General features: G+C 39.8%; 23 protein-coding genes. 14 read left to right on the top strand and 9 right to left on the bottom strand.

What is annotated here, in order from left to right:
* Nucleotides 1–61: 61 nt before the first annotated feature.
* Together QJ048_RS00950 and QJ048_RS00945 are read left to right on the top strand one after the other, a co-directional pair.
* Entirely contained in the window at nt 62–1,525 is a 1,464-nt protein-coding gene (locus tag QJ048_RS00950; protein ID WP_282332433.1) for a glycoside hydrolase family 30 protein, read from the top strand.
* Nucleotides 1,526–2,358: 833 nt separating this feature from the next.
* Complete coding sequence (locus QJ048_RS00945) at nt 2,359–2,796, top strand: SRPBCC family protein (RefSeq protein WP_282332432.1); 438 nt, start codon at nt 2,359–2,361, stop codon at nt 2,794–2,796.
* A 120-nt stretch (nt 2,797–2,916) separates the two neighbouring features.
* Here the strand turns inward: QJ048_RS00945 and QJ048_RS00940 are convergent, their stop codons facing one another.
* From QJ048_RS00940 to QJ048_RS00925, 4 genes are all read right to left on the bottom strand, one after another.
* A complete protein-coding gene (locus QJ048_RS00940; RefSeq protein WP_282332431.1) occupies nt 2,917–3,387 on the bottom strand; it encodes a DinB family protein in 471 nt (156 codons plus the stop codon).
* A gap of 137 nt (nt 3,388–3,524) precedes the next feature.
* Nucleotides 3,525–5,114: a ribosomal protection-like ABC-F family protein gene (abc-f, locus tag QJ048_RS00935; RefSeq protein ID WP_282332430.1), complete on the bottom strand. Its 1,590-nt coding sequence runs from the start codon at nt 5,112–5,114 to the stop codon at nt 3,525–3,527.
* Between the two features lie 234 nt (nt 5,115–5,348).
* Nucleotides 5,349–5,750: a hypothetical protein gene (locus QJ048_RS00930; protein WP_282332429.1), complete on the bottom strand. Its 402-nt coding sequence runs from the start codon at nt 5,748–5,750 to the stop codon at nt 5,349–5,351.
* A 95-nt stretch (nt 5,751–5,845) separates the two neighbouring features.
* Nucleotides 5,846–6,691 (bottom strand): zinc-dependent peptidase, encoded by an 846-nt coding sequence (locus QJ048_RS00925; protein WP_282332428.1) that lies wholly within the window; start codon nt 6,689–6,691, stop codon nt 5,846–5,848.
* A gap of 265 nt (nt 6,692–6,956) precedes the next feature.
* Between QJ048_RS00925 and aspS the strand changes: the two genes are divergently transcribed.
* The 8 genes from aspS (at nt 6,957) to QJ048_RS00885 (ending at nt 14,834) form a co-directional block, all read left to right on the top strand.
* The gene (aspS, locus tag QJ048_RS00920) at nt 6,957–8,780 is read left to right on the top strand and encodes an aspartate--tRNA ligase (RefSeq protein WP_282332427.1); all 1,824 of its coding nucleotides are present in this window, start codon (nt 6,957–6,959) and stop codon (nt 8,778–8,780) included.
* A 161-nt stretch (nt 8,781–8,941) separates the two neighbouring features.
* Nucleotides 8,942–9,433: a hypothetical protein gene (locus QJ048_RS00915; RefSeq protein ID WP_282332426.1), complete on the top strand. Its 492-nt coding sequence runs from the start codon at nt 8,942–8,944 to the stop codon at nt 9,431–9,433.
* A 348-nt stretch (nt 9,434–9,781) separates the two neighbouring features.
* Nucleotides 9,782–10,360 (top strand): outer membrane beta-barrel protein, encoded by a 579-nt coding sequence (locus QJ048_RS00910; RefSeq protein WP_282332424.1) that lies wholly within the window; start codon nt 9,782–9,784, stop codon nt 10,358–10,360.
* A gap of 240 nt (nt 10,361–10,600) precedes the next feature.
* A complete protein-coding gene (locus QJ048_RS00905; RefSeq protein ID WP_282332423.1) occupies nt 10,601–11,164 on the top strand; it encodes a hypothetical protein in 564 nt (187 codons plus the stop codon).
* Between the two features lie 117 nt (nt 11,165–11,281).
* Nucleotides 11,282–12,547 carry a replication-associated recombination protein A gene (locus tag QJ048_RS00900; protein ID WP_282332422.1) on the top strand — a complete coding sequence of 422 codons (1,266 nt, stop codon included), beginning with the start codon at nt 11,282–11,284 and terminating at the stop codon, nt 12,545–12,547.
* Nucleotides 12,548–12,659: 112 nt separating this feature from the next.
* Nucleotides 12,660–13,112 carry a GNAT family N-acetyltransferase gene (locus QJ048_RS00895; RefSeq protein WP_282332421.1) on the top strand — a complete coding sequence of 151 codons (453 nt, stop codon included), beginning with the start codon at nt 12,660–12,662 and terminating at the stop codon, nt 13,110–13,112.
* Nucleotides 13,113–13,400: 288 nt separating this feature from the next.
* Nucleotides 13,401–14,348 (top strand): hypothetical protein, encoded by a 948-nt coding sequence (locus tag QJ048_RS00890; RefSeq protein ID WP_282332420.1) that lies wholly within the window; start codon nt 13,401–13,403, stop codon nt 14,346–14,348.
* A gap of 66 nt (nt 14,349–14,414) precedes the next feature.
* Entirely contained in the window at nt 14,415–14,834 is a 420-nt protein-coding gene (locus QJ048_RS00885; RefSeq protein WP_282332419.1) for a hypothetical protein, read from the top strand.
* Between the two features lie 361 nt (nt 14,835–15,195).
* Here QJ048_RS00885 and QJ048_RS00880 read toward each other — a convergent pair whose 3' ends face one another.
* From QJ048_RS00880 to QJ048_RS00870, 3 genes are all read right to left on the bottom strand, one after another.
* Entirely contained in the window at nt 15,196–15,846 is a 651-nt protein-coding gene (locus QJ048_RS00880) for a response regulator transcription factor (RefSeq protein ID WP_282332418.1), read from the bottom strand.
* A gap of 163 nt (nt 15,847–16,009) precedes the next feature.
* Entirely contained in the window at nt 16,010–16,849 is an 840-nt protein-coding gene (locus QJ048_RS00875; RefSeq protein ID WP_282332416.1) for a sensor histidine kinase, read from the bottom strand.
* A gap of 771 nt (nt 16,850–17,620) precedes the next feature.
* Nucleotides 17,621–17,983, bottom strand: a complete 363-nt coding sequence (locus QJ048_RS00870) for a hypothetical protein (protein WP_282332415.1) — start codon at nt 17,981–17,983, stop codon at nt 17,621–17,623.
* A gap of 476 nt (nt 17,984–18,459) precedes the next feature.
* On the opposite strand from QJ048_RS00870, the gene QJ048_RS00865 reads away from it, so the two are divergent.
* The 3 genes from QJ048_RS00865 to QJ048_RS00855 all read left to right on the top strand — a co-directional run bounded on the left by QJ048_RS00865 (nt 18,460) and on the right by QJ048_RS00855 (nt 20,290).
* Nucleotides 18,460–19,119: a response regulator transcription factor gene (locus QJ048_RS00865; protein ID WP_217794007.1), complete on the top strand. Its 660-nt coding sequence runs from the start codon at nt 18,460–18,462 to the stop codon at nt 19,117–19,119.
* 297 nt (nt 19,120–19,416) lie between these two features.
* A complete protein-coding gene (locus QJ048_RS00860; protein ID WP_282332414.1) occupies nt 19,417–19,725 on the top strand; it encodes a hypothetical protein in 309 nt (102 codons plus the stop codon).
* 355 nt (nt 19,726–20,080) lie between these two features.
* Nucleotides 20,081–20,290: a hypothetical protein gene (locus tag QJ048_RS00855; RefSeq protein ID WP_282332413.1), complete on the top strand. Its 210-nt coding sequence runs from the start codon at nt 20,081–20,083 to the stop codon at nt 20,288–20,290.
* A 164-nt stretch (nt 20,291–20,454) separates the two neighbouring features.
* Here the strand turns inward: QJ048_RS00855 and secA are convergent, their stop codons facing one another.
* A complete protein-coding gene (gene secA, locus QJ048_RS00850) occupies nt 20,455–23,781 on the bottom strand; it encodes a preprotein translocase subunit SecA (protein ID WP_282332412.1) in 3,327 nt (1,108 codons plus the stop codon).
* Between the two features lie 328 nt (nt 23,782–24,109).
* Nucleotides 24,110–25,354: a thioredoxin family protein gene (locus QJ048_RS00845; protein WP_282332411.1), complete on the bottom strand. Its 1,245-nt coding sequence runs from the start codon at nt 25,352–25,354 to the stop codon at nt 24,110–24,112.
* 217 nt (nt 25,355–25,571) lie between these two features.
* Between QJ048_RS00845 and atpG the strand changes: the two genes are divergently transcribed.
* Nucleotides 25,572–26,459 carry an ATP synthase F1 subunit gamma gene (gene atpG, locus QJ048_RS00840; RefSeq protein WP_282332410.1) on the top strand — a complete coding sequence of 296 codons (888 nt, stop codon included), beginning with the start codon at nt 25,572–25,574 and terminating at the stop codon, nt 26,457–26,459.
* Nucleotides 26,460–26,706 lie beyond the last annotated feature (247 nt).

Raw genomic sequence — 26,706 nt, 5'->3', positions numbered from 1 at the left:
TGTGCCCGGACGTTTTCAAATTCCCAAAATTTTCAAATTAATGCATTTTCAAATTATAAAAATGAGAACAAAAATGTTTTGGTCATTACCATTATTCATGAGCCTCGCCTTGGCCTGCGGAAAAAAAACATCCGGCAATAGTAATCCAATCGGCGGCGGCGATAATTCTAACCCTCCGCCGGTAGTAGTGCCTCCTAAATCTGACGTTGAACTTTGGCTCACACAGTCTGACAAAACAGTGTTGTTCAAAAAACAAAACACCAGTTTGATATTTTCAACCACCAGCAATTCATACACTAATATTGACGTGGATGAAACACAAACCTATCAGCAGATCGACGGCTTTGGTTATTGCCTCACAGGCGGCAGTGCCAGCTTGCTGAACTCGCTTACGTCTACTACTAAGGACAATGTTTTGAAAGAACTGTTTGCCTCTGACAGCACATTCATTGGCGTGAGCTATTTGCGCATCAGCATTGGTGCTTCCGATTTAAGCGCAAACACATTTACATATGATGATATGCCAAGCGGACAAACAGATCTGGCTCTCGATCATTTCAGCATTGATGCAGAAAAAACAGATCTGATACCGATCCTGAAAAAAATAATTGCCATTAATCCCAACATAAAAATATTGGGCTCCCCATGGTCGCCGCCTGTATGGATGAAAAGCAACAATTCTTTTAAAGGAGGGAGTTTAAAACCTGAATATTATGGGGCCTATGCACAGTACTTCGTAAAATATATCCAGGCGATGAAAGCGCAAGGTATTACGATAGATGCTATAACAGTGCAAAACGAACCGCTGAACGGTAACAACAATCCAAGCCTTGTAATGCAATCCGCCGAACAGACAAATTTTGTGAAGAATAATTTGGGACCTGCATTTCAAGCCGCCGGCCTTACCACAAAGATTATTGTGTGGGACCACAATGCAGATGTTGCCACATATCCTCTTGCGATCCTTGGTGATGCTGATGCAAAAAAATATGTGGATGGTTCGGCCTTCCATTTATACAGCGGGTCGATCACTGCATTGTCGCAAGTGCATGATGCATACCCTGATAAAAGCGTTTACTTCACAGAACAATGGGTAGGCGGTCCCGGCAACTTTAGCGGCGATCTGCAATGGCACGTACAAAACCTGATCATTGGCGCTACCCGCAACTGGAGCAGAAATGTTCTCGAGTGGAACCTCGCCTCAGACCCAAGCTACAACCCGCACACAAACGGTGGCTGTAATACTTGCCAGGGTGCATTGACTATTTCCGGCGATGCTGTGGCTCGCAATGTGTCTTACTATATCATTGCACACGCATCAAAATTTGCAAGGCCAGGTTCCGTGCGCATTTCATCTGCACAAACGACAAATCTTTCAACCGTTGCCTTTAAAAATCCCGACGGAAAGAAAGTGTTGATCGTGCTGAATAAAGGAGCCGCACAGGAAATGTTCAATATTAAAGTTGGAACCAAAATCGTTACGACCGCGTTGTCCAGCGGAGCCGTGGGAACGTACGTGTGGTAGAAAGATTATCGTAACGAATATTGCAAAAGGCCTGGCATGGTTCGAAGAACCTGTCAGGCCTTTTCAGTTACAATTTATTCTGAAGAAATTTTTTTAACCTCGCTTGAAAAAATCCTCCATGCCTTTCACAGGCATATGGCTAAGCTCAAGCAACTCATCTGAAACAGGTTTGCCAGCAATTGTGCCATCAGCAGCATACAATGCGTTTTGAATATAATAATACGAATCGCCGTCTGTGATTATTTTTATGAGCTTATTATTTTTGTAGTAAAAAGTTTTGAACGTAGTGTCGCAACTATAAGTCGCTTTAGAGACCGTCTTTGATTCTTTTCTATAATAGATGTAAAAGCAAAAACTAAATCCTGCATCGTCTTCGGAAGAGCCTTCTGAAACTGCTATTGTAAATTTTATCCATCACTCGCCCCAATACTTATCATTCACGCGACCCAAGTTACTTCATATTTTGATGCCATTGTTGGCATAGAAGGCCATACTTTGTGAAATGGCGTACCAACAATAATTGTGCGCATGGCTGTTGGCTACCATATAAAAACGGCGCTATCGGCAACAGTGCCTTTTTGATTTTTAAAACACTTGAATCAATCGTATTCCAGAAGTCAATGATTTAAAGAATTCGCTGAAATAGAAGCAAGGTTCGATAGTTGTTTTTTCAAACTTGTATTGACCACACTGGGCTATCTTTATAAAGGGGTGATTTTATGATGAAAACACTTTTCGCTTGGGTGTTGTCCGGGGAAATATTTTTTTGCGGAACGATATTTTTGCAGATTTATAACGAATATCTTTATTATGCAATACAAAAACACATCATCATGGAACTTCCTGTAAAAGCCACTGTTACGCATTCATTTGCGGCTCCTGCTGAAAAAGTGTTTGATGCATGGTTCGATCCTGCGATGATCAGCAGGTTCATGTTTGGTCCGCAACTGCGCGATGAACAAATTATAAGTATTCATCCCGGTAAAAAAGTAGGAGATTCATTTTCCTTTATCGTGCGTCGCCAGGGCAACGATTACGAACACATTGGCGAATACGTTGAAATAGACAGACCCAAAAAACTTGTGTTTACATGGGCTGTGCGGCAAGACCTTCCCGCGAAATCGCAGATCGTTATTGACATTGAGCCGCGTGGCATCGGCTGCGCTATAACGCTTACACACGAAATGGCCAGGGAAGCAGAAAATTTTGTCGAACAGGCAAAAGCTGCGTGGAGTAAGATGCTGAATGCCCTCGATGGGGCGGTGAGTTGAATGACTGCATGGTCTCTAAGGTTTACCACTAAGACACTAAGGCCACTTAGATACACTAAGAAAAACCGCAACATTTGAGCAATGCCTAGTGCTTTCTTAGTGTATTCTTAGTGGTGAGAATCACGCCGTCACCATTCGCTTCAAAGACATAACATAACCGGAATGAAGCCCTTCATGATACAATAGATATTCAAGCGCATCGTCAATATTGTTTACTTCAAATCCGTAAGTTTTGGGAATCGCCACCGAAGGAGAATAGTTAGCAAATGACTTATGATCAAGATCGGCATTTAACTGGTCACTGGTGCCGGTGAAAAACTGTTTGATGATTGCCACGTCATCTACATCGACAAATGACGTAGGTTTCGTGCCTGGCAAATAAGGTGAGAAATATTTATCCTCAACGATAACAGGTAGGTTAGATCTTACATAACACACGATCTGCTCCGTACAAATCATATGAGCGATGTTCCAGACGATGTTGTTGTTAAAACCATCCGGAATTTTATTCAGCTGATCAATTGTCAATTCCTCAATTTGCTGCAAAAGAAAAGTCCTGAATCCTTTTATTTTTTCAACTCTTTTGTCCATAGAAAATGCTTAATGCCTGATGCTAATGCAGACCAGGTTGAAGTAAAATTAGTCATTCAATCATCTAATATCAAGTAAGGTACAATTGCGTTCCACATTAAGCGTTTAGCGTTCAGATTCTTTCAATCAAACAATTATCAACCAACAATCAATTCTTCTTCCGCGCCTATTTGCTGCAAAAAATATTCATCATGCGAAACCACAATCAATGTGCCTTTATATTCATTTATCGCCCTCGTAAGTATTTCAATGTTTTGAATGTCCAGGTTATTAGTTGGTTCATCAAGTACAATTATATCAGGTGCCTCATCGCTCATTGTTAAGCAGCAAAGCATCAACCGCATTTTTTCTCCGCCACTTAATGAGCCGCATGATTTGTCCCAGTAGGGTCTTGTAAATAAAAATCTGTTCAAACGGTTTTTCACTTCATGCTCCTGCAGATGATCGTAATTGTATTTTTGAGCCTGCTCGTACACAGTAAGTCCATTGTCGATCAATGAATAATCCTGATCAATATAAATTGTTTTATTAGCTGCACGGTCAATTGCTCCTGTTGAAGGCTCAAATTTCCCCAGAATTATTTTTATCAAAGTTGTTTTTCCTGAACTGTTAAAACCTTTGATAGCAATACGTTTACCGCTTGTAATAAGGAAGTTTAAATTGTTTTTCCAAAGCAGTTCATCGTTGTATTTGTAATTGATGTTTCTTGCATTAATCAGGATTTTTCCTTTATGAAGCGAAGAATTATTCAGGCCGATTCTTATTTTATCAATGTCCGGCAGCTGCTTGCGCATTTTGTCGACAGCATCCGATAGCGATCCGATTTTTTCAGCGTGAACATCTTTCATTTGAGCAGTGCTTTTTTCCGCCCTGTTTCTGAATGTGTTCATGGAAATGGTTGGCAGACCTGCTTTTTCCTGTTTCTTTCTTCCGCGTGCATCAAGTTTCTGCTTTCGTTCCATCGCTTCTCGCTCCGTTTCTTTTGCTTTGCGCAGCGCCTTTTCCTTGCTCTTCAAATCCTGCTCAAAAGCATTTTCTTCGATTAGTTTTTGCTCCACATAAAATTCATAATTGCCGCCATACGCTGTAATTCCTTTTTCGCTTAATTCATATACAATGTCAAGAAGATTCAGCAGCGCTCTGTCGTGGCTCACCACAACAAGCGTGTCCGTGGTCGATTGTATGTAGTCATGCAGAATTGCTCTTGCAGCACCGTCTAAATGATTGCTTGGTTCATCGAGCAATACGATCGAGGGTTGATGAATAATAATTCCGGCAAGAAACACTTTCGTCTTTTGGCCTCCACTAAGCGATTCCATTTTTAGTTGTAGATCGATATCTTTTAAATCCCAGTGAGTCAACGCCTCTGCACATCGTTCTTCGATTGTCCAATCGTCATTTAGCACGGCAATATTTTTCTCCGTCATGTTGCCATCAAGAATTTCTTTCAGTGCGTGCAGTTTGTCTTCAATTTGCAGTGCCTGTGCAACAGTCACATCATTGTACTGCCCGAAAATTTGAGGAACATAATACGGCTTGGAGTTTGTTTTTACAGCGCCTTTCGCGGGAAAAATGTCTCCCGCAATTATTTTCAAAAGCGTGGATTTCCCGGTGCCATTATTGCCAATTAAAGCAATCTTATCTTGTTGATTTATAGTAAAACTCAGATTGTCGAACAACAAATCCCTGTTCGGATGGGTATAGGTTATACCTTGGAGAATAAGCATAATTTCTTTCGTTAAAAAGTGAGCAATTGATTGTCAATTTTATTTTTCCGAAAAGAAACTATTACATCGATTTGTTTTTATTGAGGGTGCAAAAATAAGAAAAAAATGAATAACCGAATATTTGAGTAAGTGAATAACTAAGTGACTGGATTTTTGCAGTACGAAATCTGATATTAATGAGACAAGGAAAATATCATCTGATGAACGTCCGCATTTTCAACTTTCAATTATTATCTACCGAATGTTCATGTTTAAGCTAAACGCTGCCGCCTGAAGCTTTACATCAATCTCACGCAATTTTTTGATGAGAGATGTAATGCGTCTTAGTTTCACTATACCAAAAAGAGGAAGTGCCGCCTGAAGCTTAAAGTCATTGGCAAACAATTCCGGCATTTCCTTCAATTGCTTTGTTATAAATTGTATATCTCTGTTATCAACTACGGGAGGATTTTGGGCGGTGTCTTGTATATCGGATAACAGCTCACAATAAGCATTGAACTCAAGGCTGAGCTTCTCTTTTGCTTCTGAAGATGCAATATTCTTAACATTGGTTTCCAGTAAGTCTATAAATGTATTGGTCTCCTTCACAGCCTGATCCACCTTACTGTAAAGGCTCTTTAGGTAACTATTGAGCATGAGGCGAAATTAGGAATTAGGAGTTAGAAATCAGGAATTAGAAGGCGAGTCTTCAGTATGTCGTGGAGACTGCAACTGTGTATACTTTGTAGTTCCTAGTTGCTGATTCCTGTTGTCGCTAGCAGATTCTGATTCAGCAAATCACTCAGCGCTGTATACAACTCGGGTATTTGCTCATATAGCTGCGTGGGCTTTTCGAAAAAGGTTTCCACGCAAACCGCCCAAAATTCGTTGTAATTGGTGGCTGCGTAGTTGTCCAGTAAGGTATCGTTGGATATTTGCGCATCGCTGTACATCTGCATGCGATTGAAAATGGGCCTTGCTGTTTTAGAAAAACGGTAAAATCTGGCAATGAAATCGTAGTCCATATCTTCATGCGCCACAAAGTTTGTGTAAGCAAGCGCATGGGCCATTTCGTGCAGGCCAAGGTTTTGCGCATCATCGTAGTACCTGTAGCCCTTAAGGAAGTTGTTCCATGAAAGATAAATGCCCTGGCTGCTCACATGTCCCTGGAAAGGTGTCTGATTCAGCCCGTAATAGTAATCGCACTCTGTTATATAGATCTTTTTGAAAAAATCGAGCAGGTAATGATCCAGGCCAAAAGTCAGCTGAATGGCCGCGGCAGAAACAAGGATCGGCATTTCCGGTTGGGCCTCGATCTGCACAAACTCAAACTCTTTACTATGCCTGAAGTGAAGCACCCGGGAAATAAATTTGGTCCTGTTTTCCGCATCCAGTTTTTTGTAATAAATGTTGTGGTTGCAAAGCAGGTTGTCATAGTATTTCCAGTTGGAAGTGAGCTCTGCTTCTACAATGGCGGTAATTTTTCTATTGAAAAAAAATCGACGTAGTGGCGAAGCAAAAAAATAGACTGCCACCAAAAATATGCCGCCTGCAAGCATCAATGTAGTAAAAAGCTGGTCAGAAGAAGTTCCTTCCATTGGGACTTTAGTATTTGGGGTAAACGGTTAAAATTGAAATTTATTATCGAAGATAAGAGCCGGGAACAGTTAATAATTAATAATTAATAGGGGGCTCTCCGTTAAATCAGGCTGCATTCTTATCACTTAGCATCTTAAAAACCGCATTCAATAACGAACGTTACTCCGTTAATTATTAATTATTAATTATTAATTCCCAATTGTACCTTTGCGCCTCTATTTTCGGGGAATTTTGCCCTTTAATGTTAATATCAACCGGAATCTCATGTATAGAACACACACTTGTGGCGAATTACGACTAACCAATGTAAACAATGAAGTTACGCTTGCGGGCTGGGTGCAAACAGTGCGCAAATTTGGGAGCATCACCTTTATTGACCTCCGCGACCGTTACGGCATTACCCAACTTTTGTTTGGAGAAGAACTCAACAAGCAATTGGATGAAAATCCGCTGGGAAGAGAATTTGTGCTCCAGGTAAAAGGAAAAGTAAGCGAAAGAAGCAATAAGAACGCCAACATTCCCACCGGCGATATTGAAATACTGGTACAAGAGTTTTCTATTTTAAATAAATCTGCGGTCCCTCCTTTCACTATCCAGGACGATACAGATGGAGGAGATGACCTGCGCATGAAATACCGCTACCTTGACCTTCGCAGAAACGCCGTAAAGAGAAATCTGGAGCTTCGCTATTCTGTGAACCGTGCGGCAAGAAACTATTTGCATGAAAAGAACTTCATGGATATAGAAACGCCGTTCCTGATCAAATCTACACCGGAAGGCGCAAGGGACTTTGTGGTGCCATCAAGAATGAACCCGGGCCAGTTTTATGCACTCCCTCAGTCTCCGCAAACCTTTAAGCAGTTGCTGATGGTGAGCGGTTACGACAGATATTACCAGGTGGTAAAATGTTTTCGTGACGAGGACCTGCGTGCCGATAGACAGCCGGAGTTTACACAGATCGATTGCGAAATGTGTTTTGTAGAGCAGGAAGATATTCTGGATATGTTTGAAGGCATGATCAAGCATATTTTCAAAACAGTAAAAGGTGTAGAAATTACTGAAAAAGTGGAGCGCACCACATGGGAAGAAGCGATGTGGACGTATGGTAACGATAAACCAGACATCCGTTTCGGCATGAAGATCGCCAACCTGAAATTCCCTCAACATACATTTCCTGCAAAAGCAAAAGCCGCAGGCGATGTACTGGAAGGCGCAAATTTCGGTGTATTCGACAATGCTGAAACAGTGGTGGCTATTGCAGTTCCCGGTATTGCAGAATATACCCGTAAGCAAATTGATGAGCTGACAGAATGGGTAAAACGTCCGCAAATAGGCATGCAGGGATTGGTAAATATTAAATGCAATACAGACGGAACTTTCAAAAGCAGTGTAGACAAATTTTACTCAGAAGATAAACTGAAATCCATTGCAGAAGCAACAGGAGCAAAAGCCGGGGATCTTATTTTGATCCTCGCAGGTGCGGAAGAAAGAACACGTAAAGCGATGAGCGAATTGCGCCTGGAAATGGGCAAACGTCTTGGTTTGCGTAAAGAAGATGAATTCAAATTATTGTGGGTACTTGATTTCCCATTATTTGAATATGCAGAAGAAGAAAATCGCTGGGTAGCAAGGCACCACCCATTTACAGCGCCGAAACCAAGTGATATTCAAACAATGATCAACAATAATCCACGCATTGAAAATGCGGCAGAATATTTGAAGCATCCTTATGCTAACATCAAGGCAAACGCCTATGATATGGTCCTGAACGGAAACGAAATTGGCGGCGGTTCTATCCGTATTTTCCAACGTGAATTGCAGGAAAAAATGTTTGAAGCATTGGGTATGGATAAAGATGAGCAACAACACAAGTTCGGCTTCCTGCTAGGAGCGTTTGAGTACGGTGCACCACCACACGGTGGTATCGCATTTGGTTTCGATCGTTTATGCTCTATTTTGGGCGGTAGCGAAAGCATTCGCGATTTCATTGCGTTCCCTAAAAACAACAGCGGTCGCGATGTAATGCTGGATGCACCCTCATCAATTGACGACAAACAATTGAAGGAATTACAAATAAAATTAGGGTAGGAATTAAGAATTAGGAATTAAGAATTAAGAATGCTTTGGTTCATCAGCCTTTACTATCGTTGATTACTTTGGGTGCTAAAAATAGAAACCAAAGACGCCTCTAAAGAATTCTTAATTCCCAATTCTTAATTATTCACCACACGTATTCTAAACAAAAGCACATGAAGACCGCACTAAAAGCGTCCGTCATATTATCCTGGATAATCCTTGTAGTGTCTTGTGGATTTGTATTGCTGGGATTAATTGGTTCATTGATAGTCGGGCCACAAGCAGGATTTGTGATCGTTGTACTGTTTGGTGCAGTTGGTTTGCACAGCTATGAATCGTTAAGGCTCCGTAACTGCATTATCTATAACAGTCCAATGGATAAGAAAACACCATTAAGTTTGCAGGTAATGGGTTTTATTGCAATGTTCTTTTCTTTTGTTGTAGTTACAAATGGATTTACTCTGTTGCGTCATGCAAAGGAAACTGCGCAGGAAAATAGGAAAATGCTTGTCGAATACTTTAAGCCATACGAAAAAGTTGACTTGGCGCTAATGTTTCAAATGATGGCAGTTGGTATGGTTGTTTTTGGATTGGCAATTTTGATAAATGTATTGATGAGCATGTCGTTGTTAAGATGGTATAGAAGTCAAGACCAAAATCAGTAACAGAAATTATATTGAACGAATGATAAATTAAAAGCCCGAGAGCAGATGCTCGTCGGGCTTTTTGCTGACTGACTAATTCAATCGGGATCGCGTTGCAAAAATGCTTTCGTCTTGCTATTCTCCTACTTAGTAGTTGTGTATAACGTTTATGTGCACACTGTTTTATTAAAACGGTTCGACTATTTATCAAAAGAGATTTTTGTACATGAAAAAAAATCGCAAATGCAATAAAATTAATCCTAATAACATGAAGATGTGACAAATAAAACTGACAATGTTATTGTTTCGTCAAGTCTCTGCAACCTTTGGCTGTGATTTTGATTCTTAGAAAGCACAAAAACTTTATTTATGAAAAAACTGTTATTGGCTGCGTTCGTTTTAGCAAGCGCTGCATTCTCTGCAAAAGCTCAACAAGGAAGTGTTTTAGTGTATGGTAGTTTGGGACTACAAACTCAAAGTGCTAACTATGTTAACCTCAGAAATGTTGACGGAGAATCAGGTAAGGGTACTTGTTTTTCGATCGCCCCTGGAGTTGGTTACCAATTCAACAAAAATTGGACAGCGGGTCTGGAGTTGGGATTTAGCAGCAACAAATCTGGTGATGCAAAAGCTGAAAATCTTTTTAATGTGGGTCCTTTTGTTCGTTATTCACAGCCTATCTCTGACATCTTTAGTATTTATGGTCAGGCAGGTGTTGGTTTTGAATCTTATAAGCAAGATCAGTCAAAAGCTTCAGGCGTGTATGTTAGTGTAGTTCCTGCAATTTCCGCAAACATTAAGAATGGTTTCGCATTGAACTTTGGCTTTGGTGGGTTGAGTTTTGAAAACACTAAAGTAAAAGACGGAGACGCTGGTTCTTCATTTGGCGTAAACTTTGGAAAATCTTTCAACATTGGAGTTTCCAAAAACTTCGGTGGTAAAAAATAGTTTTATCCAAGTAATTCGTCAAAAGCGCCTGGCACTAAGTCAGGCGCTTTTTGTTTAATGCCCGGTTACTGAAGAACTGGGTTGCTCAATATAACGCTAACCGGCACATTATTTCATCAAAACTGTCGGAGTATTATTTAAACAGTTTATAATGTAAACAATGCGATGGCAATATTGTTATGCTATTAAGGTCTTTCAAACTTGGCTTTTTACTTGATTCCTAACTACTAAATTTTTGTTATGAAAAAACTACTACTGACTGCTTTCGTGGCAGTAATTGTTTTCACTGCAAAATCACAGCCGGGAAGCATTTTGTTGTTTGGGGGCTTAAATTTTTATTCAACCAATGACAAAAACACAGACACTAAAACCAGTTCAGTTATTTTTACCCCCGCTGTAGGGTATCAGTTTAACAAAAACATGACCACTGGTCTTGAATTTGGAGTGGGTGCCGGCAAATCGGAAACGCCGTCGTTTAAAGTGGGGCCTTTTTTGCGTTATGCATGGCCAATTAGCAACATATTTGCGATCTATACTCAATTGGGGCTCGGCTACTTTCACCAGGGAGAGGCCTATTTGAATAGTAATATTGACTATACAAATGTCAGTGGAATGTACATCGGCCTTTCCGGCCCTACGGTGTTCATTAACGTTAAAAACAGCTTTGGTATAAACTTTGGCTTCGGCAGCATTGACTTTATGTCCGGCAAGGTAAAGGACAAAGACAATGTTAGCAGCTTCGCACTTAACTTCGGAAACAATATTTCTCTGGGGCTTTCTAAAAATTTCGGTGGTAAAAAATAATTAGTTGAAAATTGAAAGTTGAAAATGATCTTTTCAAGGAAACTAGCCGCCAACATTAACCTATAACTCTTAATTTTCAACTTTCAACTTTCAATTTTCAACTACTTTTGACTCACCATGAGTAATGAAGCGATTCCCTTAGCAGAGAGATTGCGTCCTTCTACCATTGACGCGTTGGCCGGTCAAAAACACCTCACCGGTAAAGGAAGCATTTTACGTACAGCAATAGAGCAGGGAAAAGTTCCGAGTATGATTTTATGGGGACCTCCGGGAGTGGGCAAAACAACTATTGCCAATATCATTGCACACGCATTGAATGTTCCGTTTTACACCTTGAGTGCCATTAGCAGCGGTGTGAAAGATGTGCGTGAGGTTATTGAAGATGCGAAAACAAAAGAACGCGCCATCTTATTTATTGATGAAATCCATCGGTTCAATAAAGGACAACAGGATGCGTTGCTCGGCGCAGTGGAAAAAGGAACGATAACCCTAATTGGCGCCACAACGGAAAATCCTTCATTTGAAGTAAACAGTGCTTTGCTTAGCCGTTGTCAGGTATATGTACTCAAACCATTGGACGAAGCGGATCTTGTCTCTTTGCTTGACTTTGCCTTAAAGAATGATGAACAACTTAAGAAGAGGAATATTGTTCTTAAAGAAACATCTGCGTTAATAAACATATCTGGCGGCGACGCAAGAAAGTTGTTGAATCTGCTTGAACTGGTAACTGATGCTCTGGATGGAAATGCCGAAATAACCGACGAGAAGGTAATGGAGATTGCGCAGCAACGCATAGCATTATACGACAAGAAAGGGGAACAACACTATGATATCATTTCAGCATTCATAAAATCGATACGTGGCAGCGATCCTAACGGTGCCGTATACTGGCTTGCAAGAATGATTGAAGGTGGCGAAGATGTAAAGTTTATTGCACGAAGAATGTTGATCCTTGCAAGTGAAGACATAGGCAATGCAAACCCTAATGCGCTGCTACTGGCCAATGCAACCTTCGAAGCTGTGAATAAAATTGGATATCCCGAAGCAAGAATAATATTATCTCAATGCGCCGTGTATCTTGCCACTTCACCAAAGAGCAATGCCTCCTATATGGCGATAGACGCTGCGCTCGCTGCGGTGCGCAATTATGGAGATTTGCCTGTGCCTTTGCACATTAGAAACGCACCTACAAAACTTATGAAGAATATGAATTATGGTAAGGACTACAAATATTCTCATAGTTACGAAAACAATTTTTCAGAGCAGGAATATTTGCCCGGAGACATAAGTGGCAGCAAATTCTACGAGCCCGGTGAGAATGCAAGAGAAAACGAAATAAGAAAATTTTTGAAAGACAGGTGGAAGGAGAAATACAGATACTAGGAGTTGAGAGTTGAAAATTGAAAACTAATTTTTACGAGAAAACATCATTTTCAACTTTCCATTTTCAATTAGAAAACCTCAACTCTCCACTTTCAACTCTCAATTAAACAAAATGCAACTAACCTGGACATTAAAGCCATTCAACGATCTTACTCCAAATGAATTATACCACATTCTTCGTTTACGCAGTGAAGTATTTGTTGTAGAGCAGAATTGCGTTTTTCTGGATGCGGATAATAAAGATCAGGTCGCACATCATTACATGTGTTGGGGGGAGAACGATCTTTTGGCCTATACAAGATTGTTACCTCCGGGTTTTGCATACGAGTATGCATCAATCGGCCGCGTGGTTACGGCGCCAAGGGCAAGGAAACTGGGTATTGGCAAATTACTAATGCGACAATCGATAGATGAATGCATAAAACTTTTTGATGTGGACATAATTAAAATAGGTGCGCAGCTCTATTTAAAAAAGTTTTACGAATCATTTGGTTTTAGTCAAAGCAGTGAAATTTACGTAGAAGACGGCATTGACCATATCGAAATGTTACTAACTGTTTCGTAATTATACGATGCGATAATACTTATTTAAAAAAAAAGTTAAACCAAACACACCAAAACTTAAAATGCTCCGTTTATAGGGTAGGGTACAAACAAAATTCGAAAACAAAATCCATTAGTATGAAAATAACTCTACGCCTATCCGTCAGTCTTTATCATTATGCGAAGTGTCTTTCGCGAAATAATCAATCATCTATAGAATCACATAACTAATATATAACGACTAAAAAAAGAGCTAGTCGTTACAGTATACCATTTATCCAATACTATTCGAAAACTTAAACATATTCACATGAAAAACCGTGTACATGCTTTGGCGTGCAAGTGTGTTCTGTCTATATGCGCCCTATGCCTATCTATTATGTCCTTTGGCCAGGTTCGTCTGTTTGATAATGCAGAAGCTGGTATAACTATAGGACCATCTAACTTTTTAGGAGACCTTGGCGGTAATGCCGGTAAAGGAACAACGTTCCTTAAGGATAACAACTTCCCAATGACAAAGCTTACTGTTGGTGCGCACTTAACTTTCAATCCGAGTCCATTGATTGGAGTTCGTCTGGCACTTAATTATGGTACTCTCGTAGGCGATGATGCGATCATCAAACCTAAAGGCGGTTATGAAGAAGCGAGATTAAATCGTAACCAACGTTTCAAATCTACATTGTGGGAAGGTTTTCTGGCTGCAGAAATTTTTCCGACGGTTATGTTCGAAGAAAATCCTGATGACGTATATCACAAACTTCGTCCTTATGGTTTAATTGGTGTGGGTGCATTCCACTTCAATCCTCAAGGTAAAGATCCTTTAACAGGTAACTGGGTTTATTTAAAACCTTTAAGTACTGAAGGCCAGGGTTTTTCAGAATACCCTGAAAGAAAACCTTACAATCTTACACAGCTGTGTATTCCTATGGGTCTTGGTTTGAAATATTATTTCAACGACAACTTTGCAATGGGTCTTGAGATAATCTATCGCAAAACATTTACCGACTACATTGATGATGTAAGTACAGACTACATCAATCCTGCATTATTTGATCAACATTTTGGCGCAGGTTCTCAGAAAGCAGAAATGGCAAAGAGAATCGCTGATCAGAGGTTGCAAATACATCCAGGCGATAACAAACGCGGAACTCCTGAAAATAAAGACGCGTACTATACAGTCGGTTTGAAACTTAGTTTCCGTTTGCAATCATCAGATCCATGGAGCAACTCAACACGCTGTCCTTCTATGCATTACTAGTCCTGTAAGGAAAAGTTGCGACGATTGCGACAGACGAGCTTGGTTTTGTTAACTAAAAATAACCTTATGAAAACATCCTCTTTTACCAGTGGAAAAGGAAAGTATTCTTATCTGTTATTAATTGTACTGGTTCCGTGTCTGGCATACGCAGTATTAAAAACAAAAGATAAAAATGTTTTTCCTGATCAAAGTAAAAGGGGTGTTTTAAGAGATAGTATAATAATTACCAAAGTAACAACCAGCAAAGTATATGATGTAAAACTCTATACAAATGCTTCCAATAAAGTGTTGTTCTTTTCAGTGAATGGCGAAGAGAACAAGATTTATGAGCTTGCAATCTTCAACCAGGAAAATAACAAGATCAAAGAATTGCACTTACACAATCGTCAAACAAGTTTAATAGCACAATTACCAAAGGGTACATATGAGTTTCATGTGTATAGTGACGAAGAGCAAATTGAAAAAGGTAATCTTGTTGTGAAATAATTTAATTCCAATAAGCGTACAGGGACATTGGTAGAATCTAATATCCGGTTAATTATGACCTGATCCGTTCCCTATTGTTTTCGTTTAGTACCCTTAATAAAAGATTTTATTAATCAATCCCTGTACAGCTTATTGGAAAACTTTTTGGTTTAACCCCAGTATCCTTAGTAGCCGCCGACGAGTAGTTGACGGCTATTTGTTTTTAAATAGTTGAAAATTGAAAGTTGAAAGCTGAAAATGGGATTGAAAAATTGAGAAATAAATCTCGCAGTTTTTTAAGATGCTTTCATTTGGGGAAAACTGAAACGCAGAAACGCCAAGTCTTTCAAGTGAAGCCTAACATTTTCAATTTTCCATTCCCTTAGTCCACCAGATTATTTTTCACTGCATAAAAGACGAGTCCAGCCGTATTCTTGGCACCAAAGCGCTCCATTAAGCGATCTTTGATGGCTTCGACGGTTCTTGGGCTCACGTCCATTTTTGTGGCAATTTCTGCGGCTGTAAATTCCATACAGATGTACTTGATAACATCACGCTCCCTGTCGCTCAGGGTAATTTCAGAATTGAGGTTTGGAATTACTTTTTGTTTAGCGTGTGCTTTTTTGAGAAGAATTCTATTTACGAAGTTATTGAGGTAATAGCCTTTGTTCATAACATCCATAATCGCTCTCCTGATCTCGGATGGGTCAGCGCTTTTCAGGAGATAACCATTGGCACCAATTTCCATCATGTGACCAACGAATCGTTCGTCTTCAAACATGGTAAGTGCTACTATATGAATGTGAGGATAATTTTTTGTAATAAATTTAGTCGCCTCGATCCCGTCTTTCTGTGGCATGCGAAGATCCATCAGCACCACGTCGGGGTCTGCCTGTAAAAGTCCGTTAATAAGTTCTTCGCCATTTTCGGCTTCCTGTACAAACTTTAGGTTGGTATAAGGCCTTAAAGAAAGAATAACCCCCTTTCGGAAAATTTTGTGATCATCTGCAATGGCAACTTTGATTATTCTCATAGGTGAAAAATGATATTGGCTATTATTACGATTACTAAAGATACAAATTCTGCCAATTTGAAATTTACTATCATTCAAAAAATAAATTTCAAATTGACCGCATAGAGATCAAACAAATATAACAATGGGATGCAAATTGATTTATGTTGTTTGATCTTCGGTATTAATCGGTCTTAATATCCTCATCATTAAGGTTTAATTCGATTGTGATCTTATAGTAGGTTTGCGAACTGTCGCGTTCAAAGAAAATCTTTCCCTGTAACACGTTCAACCTGCTTTGGATATTTTTAAGACCCAACCCGCCAGAACTCTTATTTAGTTTCTCAAAATCGGCCTGAGTAAGGCCTTTTCCATCGTGGTGCAAGCGAATAAAGAAGCTGTTGCCGTTAATGTTTTGAGTGATATGAATGAAGCTTGAATTGCTATGTTTAAGGATGTTATTTACGAGCTCCTGGATGATCCTGAATACGATGAGTTCTTTTTCCGCCGGCATCCTTTCCTTGTAATCATGGAATCTTGCGCTGCCGGTGATGGTGCCCGCGCCGCTTATTTTTTGGAACAGATCATTCACCGCTGATTCAAGACCAAAGTTCTTTAGCGTAGGCGGCATAAGCGAGTGAGAAATGTTTCTTATCAGCTGAATTGTCTCGTCTATAATTTGCTTTGCATTATAAATATTCTGAAGCTGTGTGGTTTTATCTAGGTTAACCAGGTTTTCGTTGAGGTATAACCGTGCGGTGGCAAGAAGCGGGCCTGCATCATCGTGGAGATCTGCCGCCAGACGCTGTCTTTCTTCTTCCTGCAGTTTAATAGAAGCATTCAGCAACATTTTTTGTTGTTGAAATTCCATCTGTTGCAAAGCCATCTGATATCGGATAATCTTTTTCTGGTGGAAGATTATAAGAAAGATCAACCCTATCGTGAGGATAAGCATCCCGATAGTCCCGAAGAATATCATCTGCGAAACCGGACTGGCGCTATTAAGTATTTGAAGCAGAACCATGTTGACTTCGGGTAGGGTTGGTTGTTACTTTAATTAAGTTGGGTTTGCGATATCCTCGAATTACTTCTTAAGTTTTGAAAATTGTTTTTTTTTATTAAAAACGCGACAGCGAACATAATGTTTTTCAACACATTACATCCTAGGTTGATTACCCAAAAAGTTCTTCGGGTATTGTGCGATAACTCTCCCGCCTGCACAAAAAGAAAGAAAGTTCCTGCTAAATATAACATTATTCCTGCTACTGCCCAGAATTCGGGTTTTGCATAAATGAACTCGTTGTTCATTTGGTTCAGCTGTTCAAAGAAATAATATATACAAAGGCATAAGATCAGAATAGCCTCAATAGTTACCGGAATAGATTCAAACGTAGTCGTCGTAAAAAAATTATAAAATATGGAAAAAAAGAGAAAAATGGGGGATATTACCAATAATATTCTTTTTACCAGCTTCTTTTGAAGTGTCAAATAAAAGAAAGATGCAAATAAGATAAATTCAACAACGGTGAAAATATTGAGAAGCCAGTTGCGTGAGAGAATCCCTGTGGGCATCCTTTTCGGTATAGACGACATCAACAGGCAGTCGCTAACAAAGGTATACAAGCAATAAAAAAAGATGACCCATAATGTTCTTTCCTTTTTACCAGAAAAAAGAAAAAACATTATGGGTATCAGGCTTGAAAATGTGCTTATAAATTGTAATACCGTGATAATTATGAATTTTTATATCCAAAAATATAAAACGGTATGATATAAAAATAATTATTTTTCAAGATTAGAACCAAGTCCATTCTACAGACTCATCATCTGGAGCAACTCTGTCAGCAGTAATGCCTGGTTTTGTTTCCAATTTACCAAACTCGTTAATAGAAGTAATTTCTTTAATGATGCTATCTTTTGAATCGATACCAACATAAACCAAAGTTTTCTGGCCAGCTTCATTCAAAGCGTTGTAGAAACGGATACCAACACAGTCAGGTTGAGCAAGAATTTGGTCGATAATGTTACGGCCGATAAAATAAGCCGAAACTTCATCAGGATGTGCATCCTGAAAATCTTTCACAAATTTTGCACCTAATTCTTGTCCGATCTCTTCGCCAACAGCGGCAGGGTTTGAGAGTAAAAGTTCTTTTTGCATTCCAGTAAGTTTTTTGAATTTTAGACTAATGAGACCGTGAATAACCCACCAAAAAAAAAAAAATCCAACAGCGTAAATTGCGCAGTTTAATTGCTAAATTGCCTGCGATTCAATCGCTATGGGGCTTTTACGATTTGTTTGTTCGTATGCTTACTAGTCTAAAATAAGTAAAAAGACGATGCAATAATAGTAAATTTACTATTGCCGTGTTTTTATTTTTTGCCCGAGTTTATGGTAAAAAACTTTAATTTGTTGCTTTTTTTGAGGATATTGACTTGATCCGGGTAAATATTATTCAGGTTATTGACCTGTTAATTTGTACATGACTTTAAAAAACGTAGCTTAGTTAATACAATAGTACTTTTCTTAATGCGTTTAATGTTTGTACAATTTTTTAAACGTATTTTAGACATTGTACTTTCGTAATAAATAGAATTTCCTATTAGTAAAAAACCAAACCCAATACAACCAACCTTATGAGTTCTGAATTGGTTATTAGAGTATCCATAGCCGATGACCACAAGATCTTTCGGGACGGCATTAAGATGGCTCTAAAAGGCAGAGACTACCTGAAAATCCTGTGGGAGGCCGAGGATGGTAAGGATCTGATGCATAAAATGCAATTGAAAAAACCTGATGTGCTACTTATGGACATCAGAATGCCGGAAGTAGACGGCATAAACGCCATTCCTCTTTTGCGTAAAGAGTATGAGGATGTCCGCATTATAGTGCTCACCATGTATGATGATCAGGAAATGATCACCAAAATGATGGAAATGGGTGCTAACGCCTATCTTACAAAAACTACAGATCCGGAAGAGATCTATCAGGCTATTCTCACCTGTATGAACGAGGACTTCTATTTTAACGACATGGTAAACAAGGCCGTGCTGTCGAGGTTACAAACCCGTCGCACCGTTCGCCAGTTTTACCCGAATCCCGTTAAGTTTTCAGAAAAAGAAGTGCGCATTTTGAAATTGCTTGCTGAGGATAAAACCACAGAGGAAATTTCGAAAGAAGTGTTTCTTAGTCCGCGTACAATAGAAACAATCAGGCAGAACATGAAGACGAAAGTGGGAGCGAAGACAATCGCCGGCCTGATTATGTACGGTATGAGAAATAAAATTATTGACTAAAAAGCTTTTAGCCAGAAAATAGACTTTTACACTTTTCTTATAATGTTTTCTGCGCCCCGTTCTGAAGTAAGTTTAAACACTGATTATAAAAATCTTTTGGAGGAAAAGTTAAGACTGAACTCCAGGAGAATATTTTCTATTTATAGTCGTCTGTTTGGAGGTATTGTAATTTTCGTCATATTGCTTTTATGGAGGGTTGATTATGACGTGGATAATATAAATCCCAAATTTTTACACGCCTTTGAAGCTGTAATGGTTCCAGCCTTTCTGCTCTACACTTTCTACTTTATAAAAGATATGCGAACTGATGTTATTGAATTAAAAAAAGACATCAGAAACAATAAATGCAAAAAGCTGGCATTTCAGGCACACAAGTTCTATCATGCGTTGGTCAACAAATATCTGCTGGATTATCCCGGAAAAGAGCATATGTATATTGAAGTTTCGCCCGACGACTTTAATATCATTGGAGATTCGGAGACCTTGTACTTAATTACTCCAATAATATCCTCGGAAATAATTTGCCTGCAAAAAGAAAATGGAGAAATCATAAGAGCTTTTGACTTCAGTTTTAGAAATGATCGGATTCCTAAAGGCAAGCCTTAATAATATTTGCTGTATGAGAAATGAAAAACGCTGGTTACTTGTGATCAGCTTTTCTTTTTAGGCGGGTTGGTGCACATGTACGAAGTTGGCGCAGATATGCGGCGCTGCCTTTGCGCAAGGGCGTATCTGTGCCGGCATTAGAAGTCGCCGGCACAGATACGCATCCGCACAGCTAAGCTGCATATCTGCGCCAACAGTGTGTAATGCGAACTTTTGGCATTGCAACGTGTTTGATTGATTCAGCAATAAAAAATGACCGATTCAATAAAAGCTAGTTGTGATGAGAAATTAAATTTGCAGTTCCTAATTCACATAAGATGAAACAATTTTTTTTATTCGTTAACCGACAAAAATCATGGTTAAAATTTCAGACAACAAACTCATCATTGAGATTGAAACATCATCGCCTTGTGAAACCTTGTACGACCTTCAACGCAGCCTCTTGCATTTATTATTGCTAAAAGACTCACGTCAAAATACAGACGGTGTTGCAGAGTGGAACATAATTAGTTTACTCGACGAATTGCAACTATCAAAAGCCGCATTTCAAAAAGCGTTTTGCTAGAAAATTATTTACAAAAAGGGAGCTGATCAAATACGATCAGCTCCCTTTTTTATTTTGACACATTGATTGTTGAGGAGGGAGACGCATTCAATGCGTCTCTACGGGTCACGAACAATTCTTAATTCGACAAAAAAAGCCGACCCAAAAGGATCGGCTTTTTACACCTATAAATCTTTTCCGTGACACTGTTTGAATTTCTTTCCGCTTCCGCAAGGACAAGGATCATTTCTGCCAACCTTTGGTCCCACGCGTACCGGCTCTTGTTTTACTGCAGCGCCGGATGGATCGTAATAATCATTTTCATTTGCCGCGTAGTCAGAACCCGCAGCATCAACTTCTTCTTTATTCGCGTGTAAGCGGCTCATATCTGTCTTTTCTTCATGGCCTTCACGAATATGTCCAGACTGTTGTTGCTCCATTGGAATACCGCTGTGGCAAAGGAAAGAAACGATGTCTTTGTTTACCTCACTATCCATGTTTCTAAACAGATCAAACGCTTCCACTTTATAAATTACTAATGGATCTTTTTGTTCAAGATATACAGTTTGTACACTTTGTTTCAAATCATCCATTGCACGTAAATGCTCTTTCCATGCATCATCGATCAATGCAAGAGTGATTGTTCTTTCCAGAGAATTTGTAAGCTCTCTTCCGCTGGTGTCAAGTGTTTTGCGCATGTTGCTCAACACGTTTACGCCTCTTCTGCCATCAGTAAACGGAACTACCACATTTTCGATATGTTCGCCTTGTGTCTGACGAATATTCTGGAAAACAGGAACAGCATGCTGCTGGATATTTTCCTGCTTGCGTTGATAGTTAGAAGACGCTTCGTTGTACAAAACTTCTGTAAGCTTAGCAAGATTGTCTTGTTTCAGGCTGTCCGCAGTAATAGAAGTTTCAATGCCGTAGTTCATAATCACAGCCAGTTTGAAACCTTCGTAATCTTCCTGCTCTTTGAATGAATTGATCAAGCCTTCAGCAACAGTGTAGAAGGCATTATCAAGGTCAAGAGCAAGTCTGTCGCCAAACAAAGCGTGGTTACGTTTTTTGTAAACAACATTTCTTTGTTTGTTCATAACGTCATCGTATTCCAGCAAACGCTTACGGATACCAAAGTTATTTTCTTCTACTTTTTTCTGAGCTCTTTCGATAGATTTTGTGATCATGCTGTGCTGAATCACTTCACCTTCTTTATAGCCCATTTTATCCATCAGGCTTGCGATACGCTCGCTACCAAACATACGCATTAAATCATCTTCCAATGACACATAGAACTGGCTGCTTCCCGGATCACCCTGACGACCGGCACGACCGCGCAACTGCCTGTCTACACGACGGCTCTCGTGACGCTCTGTGCCAATGATCGCCAAACCACCCGCTTCTTTCACACCAGGTCCGAGTTTAATATCCGTACCACGACCCGCCATGTTCGTAGCGATAGTAACGGCTCCTGCAAAACCTGCTTCTGCTACTACCTGCGCCTCTTTCGCGTGTTGTTTTGCGTTCAATACATTGTGCGGAATTTTTTTCACCTGCAACATACGCCCCAGCAATTCACTCACCTCTACAGATGTTGTACCCACAAGTACCGGACGGCCCGCATTACGCAGTCTTTCGATTTCATCGATTACTGCAGAATATTTTTCGCGTTTTGTTTTATATACAAGATCCTGCTCATCTTTTCTAACAGCTTGAACGTTGGTAGGTATTGTAACCACATCCAGTTTGTAAATATCCCAAAGCTCTGCTGCTTCTGTTTCCGCAGTACCGGTCATACCGCAAAGTTTGTGATACATACGGAAGTAGTTCTGCAAAGTGATCGTAGCATACGTTTGTGTTGCTGCTTCGATCTTCACATTTTCTTTCGCTTCGATCGCTTGGTGCAAACCATCGCTGTAACGTCGGCCTTCCATAATACGACCTGTTTGCTCATCTACAATTTTCACTTGGTCATCAATTACCACATACTCCACGTCTTTATCGAACAAAGTGTATGCTTTCAACAATTGTTGTACAGAGTGAATGCGATCTGCCTTTGTAGAATAGTCATTTAGAAGCTCTTCTTTCTGTTGCAGTTTTTCTTCCGGTGTGCCGGGGCCCTGCTCAATAGCAGCAAGCTTTACGCTGATATCAGGAAGTATAAAGAATTCTGGGTCTTCACCAGATTTAGTGATCATTTGAAGACCTTTATCTGTAAGGTCAACCGAGTTATTTTTTTCGTCGATGTGGAAATAAAGTTCTTCATCCACTTTGCCCATTTCTCTTTGCTGATCTGCGAGGTAGTAGTTTTCTGATTTTTGCAGTTTCACACGAATACCAGGCTCACTCAGGAACTTGATCAATGCAGTGTTCTTAGGCAAACCGCGGAAAGAACGCATCAGGGCCAAACCACCATCTTTAGGATCGTCGTTGCCTTCTGCAATTTTCTTTTTAGCCTCGTTCAGGAATTTATTTACCACTTGTTTTTGTGCTTCGAATAGTTGTTGCACACGTGGTTTCAGAATATGATATTGCTGATCATCACCTTTTGGAATTGGACCAGAAATGATCAATGGCGTACGTGCATCATCGATCAAAACGCTATCCACTTCATCCACCATTGCGAAGTGGTGTTTGCGCTGCACCATCTCTTCAGGATTGTGCACCATATTATCACGCAGGTAGTCAAAACCAAATTCGTTGTTGGTACCATAAGTGATGTCGGCCATGTAAGCTTTTCTTCTTTCTTCGCTGTTTGGTTGGTGCTTGTCGATACAATCAACCGTTAAGCCCAGCCATTCGAAAATAGGACCGTTCCACTCGCTATCACGTCGTGCAAGGTAGTCGTTCACCGTTACTATGTGCACACCGGCGCTAGCAAGCGCGTTCAGGTAAGCAGGGAGGGTAGACACAAGTGTTTTACCTTCACCAGTTGCCATTTCGGCAATTTTACCCTGGTGCAAAACGGTACCCCCGATCAGCTGCACATCATAGTGCTGCATGTTCCAAGTAACGGTACCACCGGCAGCCGTCCATGTGTTTTTATAAATAGCCTGGTCGCCTTCAATACGAACGTGATCTCTTTTAACGGAAAGATCACGGTCAAGATCAGTTGCAGTTGATACAACTTCCGTATTCTCCTTAAAGCGGCGTGCCACTTCTTTCACCACAGCAAATGCTTCCGGAGCTATTTCTTTAAGAATTTCTTCAATTTTATCGTTGCGGTCCTTCTTCAGCTTGTCTACCTCTTGATACAAGGCGTCTTTGCCTGCAAAATCACTAAAAGGCAAAGCTTCAGCTTGCGCGTTAAGATCTGCTATTTCTTTATCAATATCCGTAAGGTGAGACTGGATGCGTTGTTTGAATTCCTGAGTTTTGGCGCGTAGCTGATCGTTAGTGAGGGGTTGGTAAGCCACGAAAAAACTGTTGATTTTTTCAACGATCGGCTGAATCGTCTTTACGTCTTTTTCTGACTTTGTTCCACCAAATAGCTTTTGAATGAACCCTAGCATATTTATTAATTATAATTATTCTAATTATTTTGATATAACAGGCTGTCAAATACGATGCTACAAATTTTTTAAGGCCAATTTGACAGGGTAGCAAAGGTAAGGAAAAGCAAGGGCCAAACAGGGAATAAATAATATTACCTTGCTGACGCTTTTTAAAATTGTTTTACTGAATGCAATTGACTGTTGTTCAGTTAGATAAAATATTATAAAATAATTTAGAGTTAAGGAAAATGATGATTTTTTAATCCTCTCCGCCAAATAAAAGGGGAATGACATTTCTATCATTCCCCTGGCCTAAATTCAGACAATAATTACGTTCGGTTTTATATTAATCTTTCCAGGTCTTTTCTCCCTTGTTCATTTTTTCCAGCGTTTCCTGGTAGTTTTTTCTGTCACCTTCGGATGCCGCATTCATAGCCTTTGTTTCCCATGCAATTGCATCGTCTTTTTTGCCCATTTTGTACAACAAATTTGCATAGGTGTCCATAAAGCCGGGATTGTTATCTTTTTGGAAAGAACGTTTGCTCCATTCCAATGCTTGTTGCAGACAAGCAACATCGTTACAGTTTTCAAAAATTGCCCAAGCGTACTCGTTCAGGTCGTTGTCGCTGGCCTTAAAGCTATATTTTTCCATGTAAGGAATGATTGCTGCCTGGAAGTTTTTCCAGTCTTTTTTGTACTTGTAGTAAGTTACTTTACCAAAAGCGACCAATTCACCACCCAGAGTAGGGTATTTTGCAGTCAGATTTTTTTCCAACACTACCCAGTCAACGTTCTCTATAAACTGACCTGTTTGATTATCGTAAATTTTGGGAATAACATCTTCCCTCAGCGCAATGTTTTTCACTTTTTCCTCTGCTTTTCCAGCACCCAACACGGCATTTACTTTAGCAGGATTTTTCATGAAAACTTCGAAACCCTTGTCCTTGCTGCTGTTGGTAAATTTATCTAAAAACTCAATGTTTTCTTTTGTAAGTAGATCTTTTTGCGTTTGCAAATATTCCGTAGAGATCTTTTTGGCTGTTGTTTGGTCGTACGCGTCATTTGCCGCCATTGCCGCTTTTCTCAAAAAGTCCGGATTTCTTTCACCTTTATTATATTTTTCGATCAGCGGATAGTATTGTTTAGCGGGATCGAGTGCCGCAGAAGCTCTTTCTACAAACTCTTTAGCTTCGCTACTGCCCACCATTCTGTGCACAATGGAACCATCCGGAGCGAAAAACAGAAAAGTAGGGAAGGCGCGAACGTTATATTTCTGCATTATATCGTGACCGTCAGCATACCATTTTTTCACGTCCTCATTGTCATTTTTAGAAGTATCCAACTGAACTTTTACGCTGATGAACTTGTCGTTCATGTAGTTTCCTACCGATTCCTGCGGGAAAATGGTTGAGCTCATATACTTGCATGGGCCGCACCAGGTGGTAAAACAGTCCATGAAAATATATTTGTTTTCGGCTTTGGCTTTTGCCTGGATTTCTTTCCAGCTAAGGCCATGTTGAAAATGAATGCCTTTGTCCTGTGCAAGGCCAAAAAGTGGCAGGAAGGCAAGAAGTGCTGCTATTTTTCTCATTTTTAAGTTTTGAAGTATGCTAAAATAATTGGATAGGAGGCTAAAATCCAAACCGTTTGTCCCAAATTGTAGTTGAATTAACATTTTAAAAATCTGTGAAGTAAATAGTACTTTTAATTGTTCCATTTTAACTCGATTCTGTTACCTTTGCGCAAATTTTCGTAGGCGGTGTATTAAACACCCGTTTTTACCTAAAAGATCAATATAAATATTATATATGTCAGGTGCTTTAAAAGAAGTTCGCGGTAGAATCAAATCGGTACAAAGTTCTCAGCAGATCACAAAGGCCATGAAAATGGTAAGTGCTGCAAAATTGCGTCGTGCACAGGATGCCATAACACAAATGCGCCCTTACGCACAAAAAATGCAGGAAGTGCTGAGCAATATTTTGAGCAATACAGAAGGTTCTATAGGTGGCGACCTTGCAACTGAACGAGCTCCTGAAAAAGTGCTGTTGATCGTTATTACCAGTGACCGTGGATTAGCAGGTGCATATAACAGTAATGTTATTAAACTGGCTAAAGCTACCATTAAAGAGCACTATGCTGCTCAGGAAGCAAAAGGTAATGTTACCATCTGGTCTATTGGTAAGAAAGGTTTTGAGCATTTTGCAAAAAACAACTACAAGGTAACTGATACATATAAAGATATTTTCCTTAACCTGACTTTCGAAAACGTTCAGGCTTGTGCTGAAGCTGCAGTTCAAGGTTACAGAGACCATAAGTTTGATGTAGTGGAAATTATTTACAGTGAATTTAGAAATGCCGCTACACAGGTGTTTTTAGCTAGCCGCTTCTTACCTGTGCCTTTGGCAAAGCCAGCAGTTACCAACAAAAATCTTAAAACAGATTTCATCTTCGAACCTAGCAAAGAAGAACTGATCGCCGAATTGATCCCTAAAATATTGAACACGCAATTATTCAAAGCTGTTTTGGATGCACATGCTTCTGAGCATGGAGCCCGTATGACAGCGATGGATAAAGCAAGTGAAAATGCAAACGAATTGTTGCGCAACCTGAAGATCAGCTACAACCGCGCTCGTCAGGCAGCTATTACTACAGAGCTTACGGAGATTGTAAGCGGTGCAGCAGCATTAGCGGGCTAATTAGGAGTTAGAAATTAGAGGTTAGGAATTAGTGAGATCAACGAAGTGTATAGTCCTAAAATAAATGACAAGGGTCGCCGAAATAAGGCGGCCCTTTTTTTGCTGATTTTCGAAATATTCGCCAAAGGCGATGAAATAAATCTGCAAGGCTACAAGCCTTACAGAGCAATACGCAGCCCGCTCTCCCATTTTCAAATCTTCAAGTTCTCACATCTGCTCTCCGCTGTTATTCACATTGTGAATAAAC

Source organism: Pinibacter soli (genome assembly GCF_029961145.1).
Lineage (GTDB): Bacteria > Bacteroidota > Bacteroidia > Chitinophagales > Chitinophagaceae > Pinibacter > Pinibacter soli.
This window is presented reverse-complemented; position numbering and strand designations above follow the sequence as displayed.

Excerpts from the sequence above, each read along its gene's own strand:
- QJ048_RS00860 (WP_282332414.1), top strand. The coding sequence starts at position 19,417 with ATGCGAACTGATGTTATTGAATTAAAAAAAGACATCAGAAACAATAAA.
- QJ048_RS00905 (WP_282332423.1), top strand. The coding sequence starts at position 10,601 with ATGAAAAAACTACTACTGACTGCTTTCGTGGCAGTAATTGTTTTCACT.
- atpG (WP_282332410.1), top strand. The coding sequence starts at position 25,572 with ATGTCAGGTGCTTTAAAAGAAGTTCGCGGTAGAATCAAATCGGTACAA.
- QJ048_RS00890 (WP_282332420.1), top strand. The coding sequence starts at position 13,401 with ATGAAAAACCGTGTACATGCTTTGGCGTGCAAGTGTGTTCTGTCTATA.
- QJ048_RS00870 (WP_282332415.1), bottom strand. The coding sequence starts at position 17,983 with ATGCAAAAAGAACTTTTACTCTCAAACCCTGCCGCTGTTGGCGAAGAG.
- QJ048_RS00930 (WP_282332429.1), bottom strand. The coding sequence starts at position 5,750 with ATGCTCAATAGTTACCTAAAGAGCCTTTACAGTAAGGTGGATCAGGCT.
- QJ048_RS00875 (WP_282332416.1), bottom strand. The coding sequence starts at position 16,849 with ATGGTTCTGCTTCAAATACTTAATAGCGCCAGTCCGGTTTCGCAGATG.
- QJ048_RS00865 (WP_217794007.1), top strand. The coding sequence starts at position 18,460 with ATGAGTTCTGAATTGGTTATTAGAGTATCCATAGCCGATGACCACAAG.
- QJ048_RS00945 (WP_282332432.1), top strand. The coding sequence starts at position 2,359 with ATGGAACTTCCTGTAAAAGCCACTGTTACGCATTCATTTGCGGCTCCT.
- QJ048_RS00915 (WP_282332426.1), top strand. The coding sequence starts at position 8,942 with ATGAAGACCGCACTAAAAGCGTCCGTCATATTATCCTGGATAATCCTT.
- QJ048_RS00950 (WP_282332433.1), top strand. The coding sequence starts at position 62 with ATGAGAACAAAAATGTTTTGGTCATTACCATTATTCATGAGCCTCGCC.
- QJ048_RS00885 (WP_282332419.1), top strand. The coding sequence starts at position 14,415 with ATGAAAACATCCTCTTTTACCAGTGGAAAAGGAAAGTATTCTTATCTG.
- QJ048_RS00940 (WP_282332431.1), bottom strand. The coding sequence starts at position 3,387 with ATGGACAAAAGAGTTGAAAAAATAAAAGGATTCAGGACTTTTCTTTTG.
- secA (WP_282332412.1), bottom strand. The coding sequence starts at position 23,781 with ATGCTAGGGTTCATTCAAAAGCTATTTGGTGGAACAAAGTCAGAAAAA.
- QJ048_RS00895 (WP_282332421.1), top strand. The coding sequence starts at position 12,660 with ATGCAACTAACCTGGACATTAAAGCCATTCAACGATCTTACTCCAAAT.
- QJ048_RS00880 (WP_282332418.1), bottom strand. The coding sequence starts at position 15,846 with ATGAGAATAATCAAAGTTGCCATTGCAGATGATCACAAAATTTTCCGA.
- QJ048_RS00855 (WP_282332413.1), top strand. The coding sequence starts at position 20,081 with ATGGTTAAAATTTCAGACAACAAACTCATCATTGAGATTGAAACATCA.
- QJ048_RS00845 (WP_282332411.1), bottom strand. The coding sequence starts at position 25,354 with ATGAGAAAAATAGCAGCACTTCTTGCCTTCCTGCCACTTTTTGGCCTT.
- QJ048_RS00925 (WP_282332428.1), bottom strand. The coding sequence starts at position 6,691 with ATGGAAGGAACTTCTTCTGACCAGCTTTTTACTACATTGATGCTTGCA.
- aspS (WP_282332427.1), top strand. The coding sequence starts at position 6,957 with ATGTATAGAACACACACTTGTGGCGAATTACGACTAACCAATGTAAAC.
- QJ048_RS00910 (WP_282332424.1), top strand. The coding sequence starts at position 9,782 with ATGAAAAAACTGTTATTGGCTGCGTTCGTTTTAGCAAGCGCTGCATTC.
- QJ048_RS00900 (WP_282332422.1), top strand. The coding sequence starts at position 11,282 with ATGAGTAATGAAGCGATTCCCTTAGCAGAGAGATTGCGTCCTTCTACC.
- abc-f (WP_282332430.1), bottom strand. The coding sequence starts at position 5,114 with ATGCTTATTCTCCAAGGTATAACCTATACCCATCCGAACAGGGATTTG.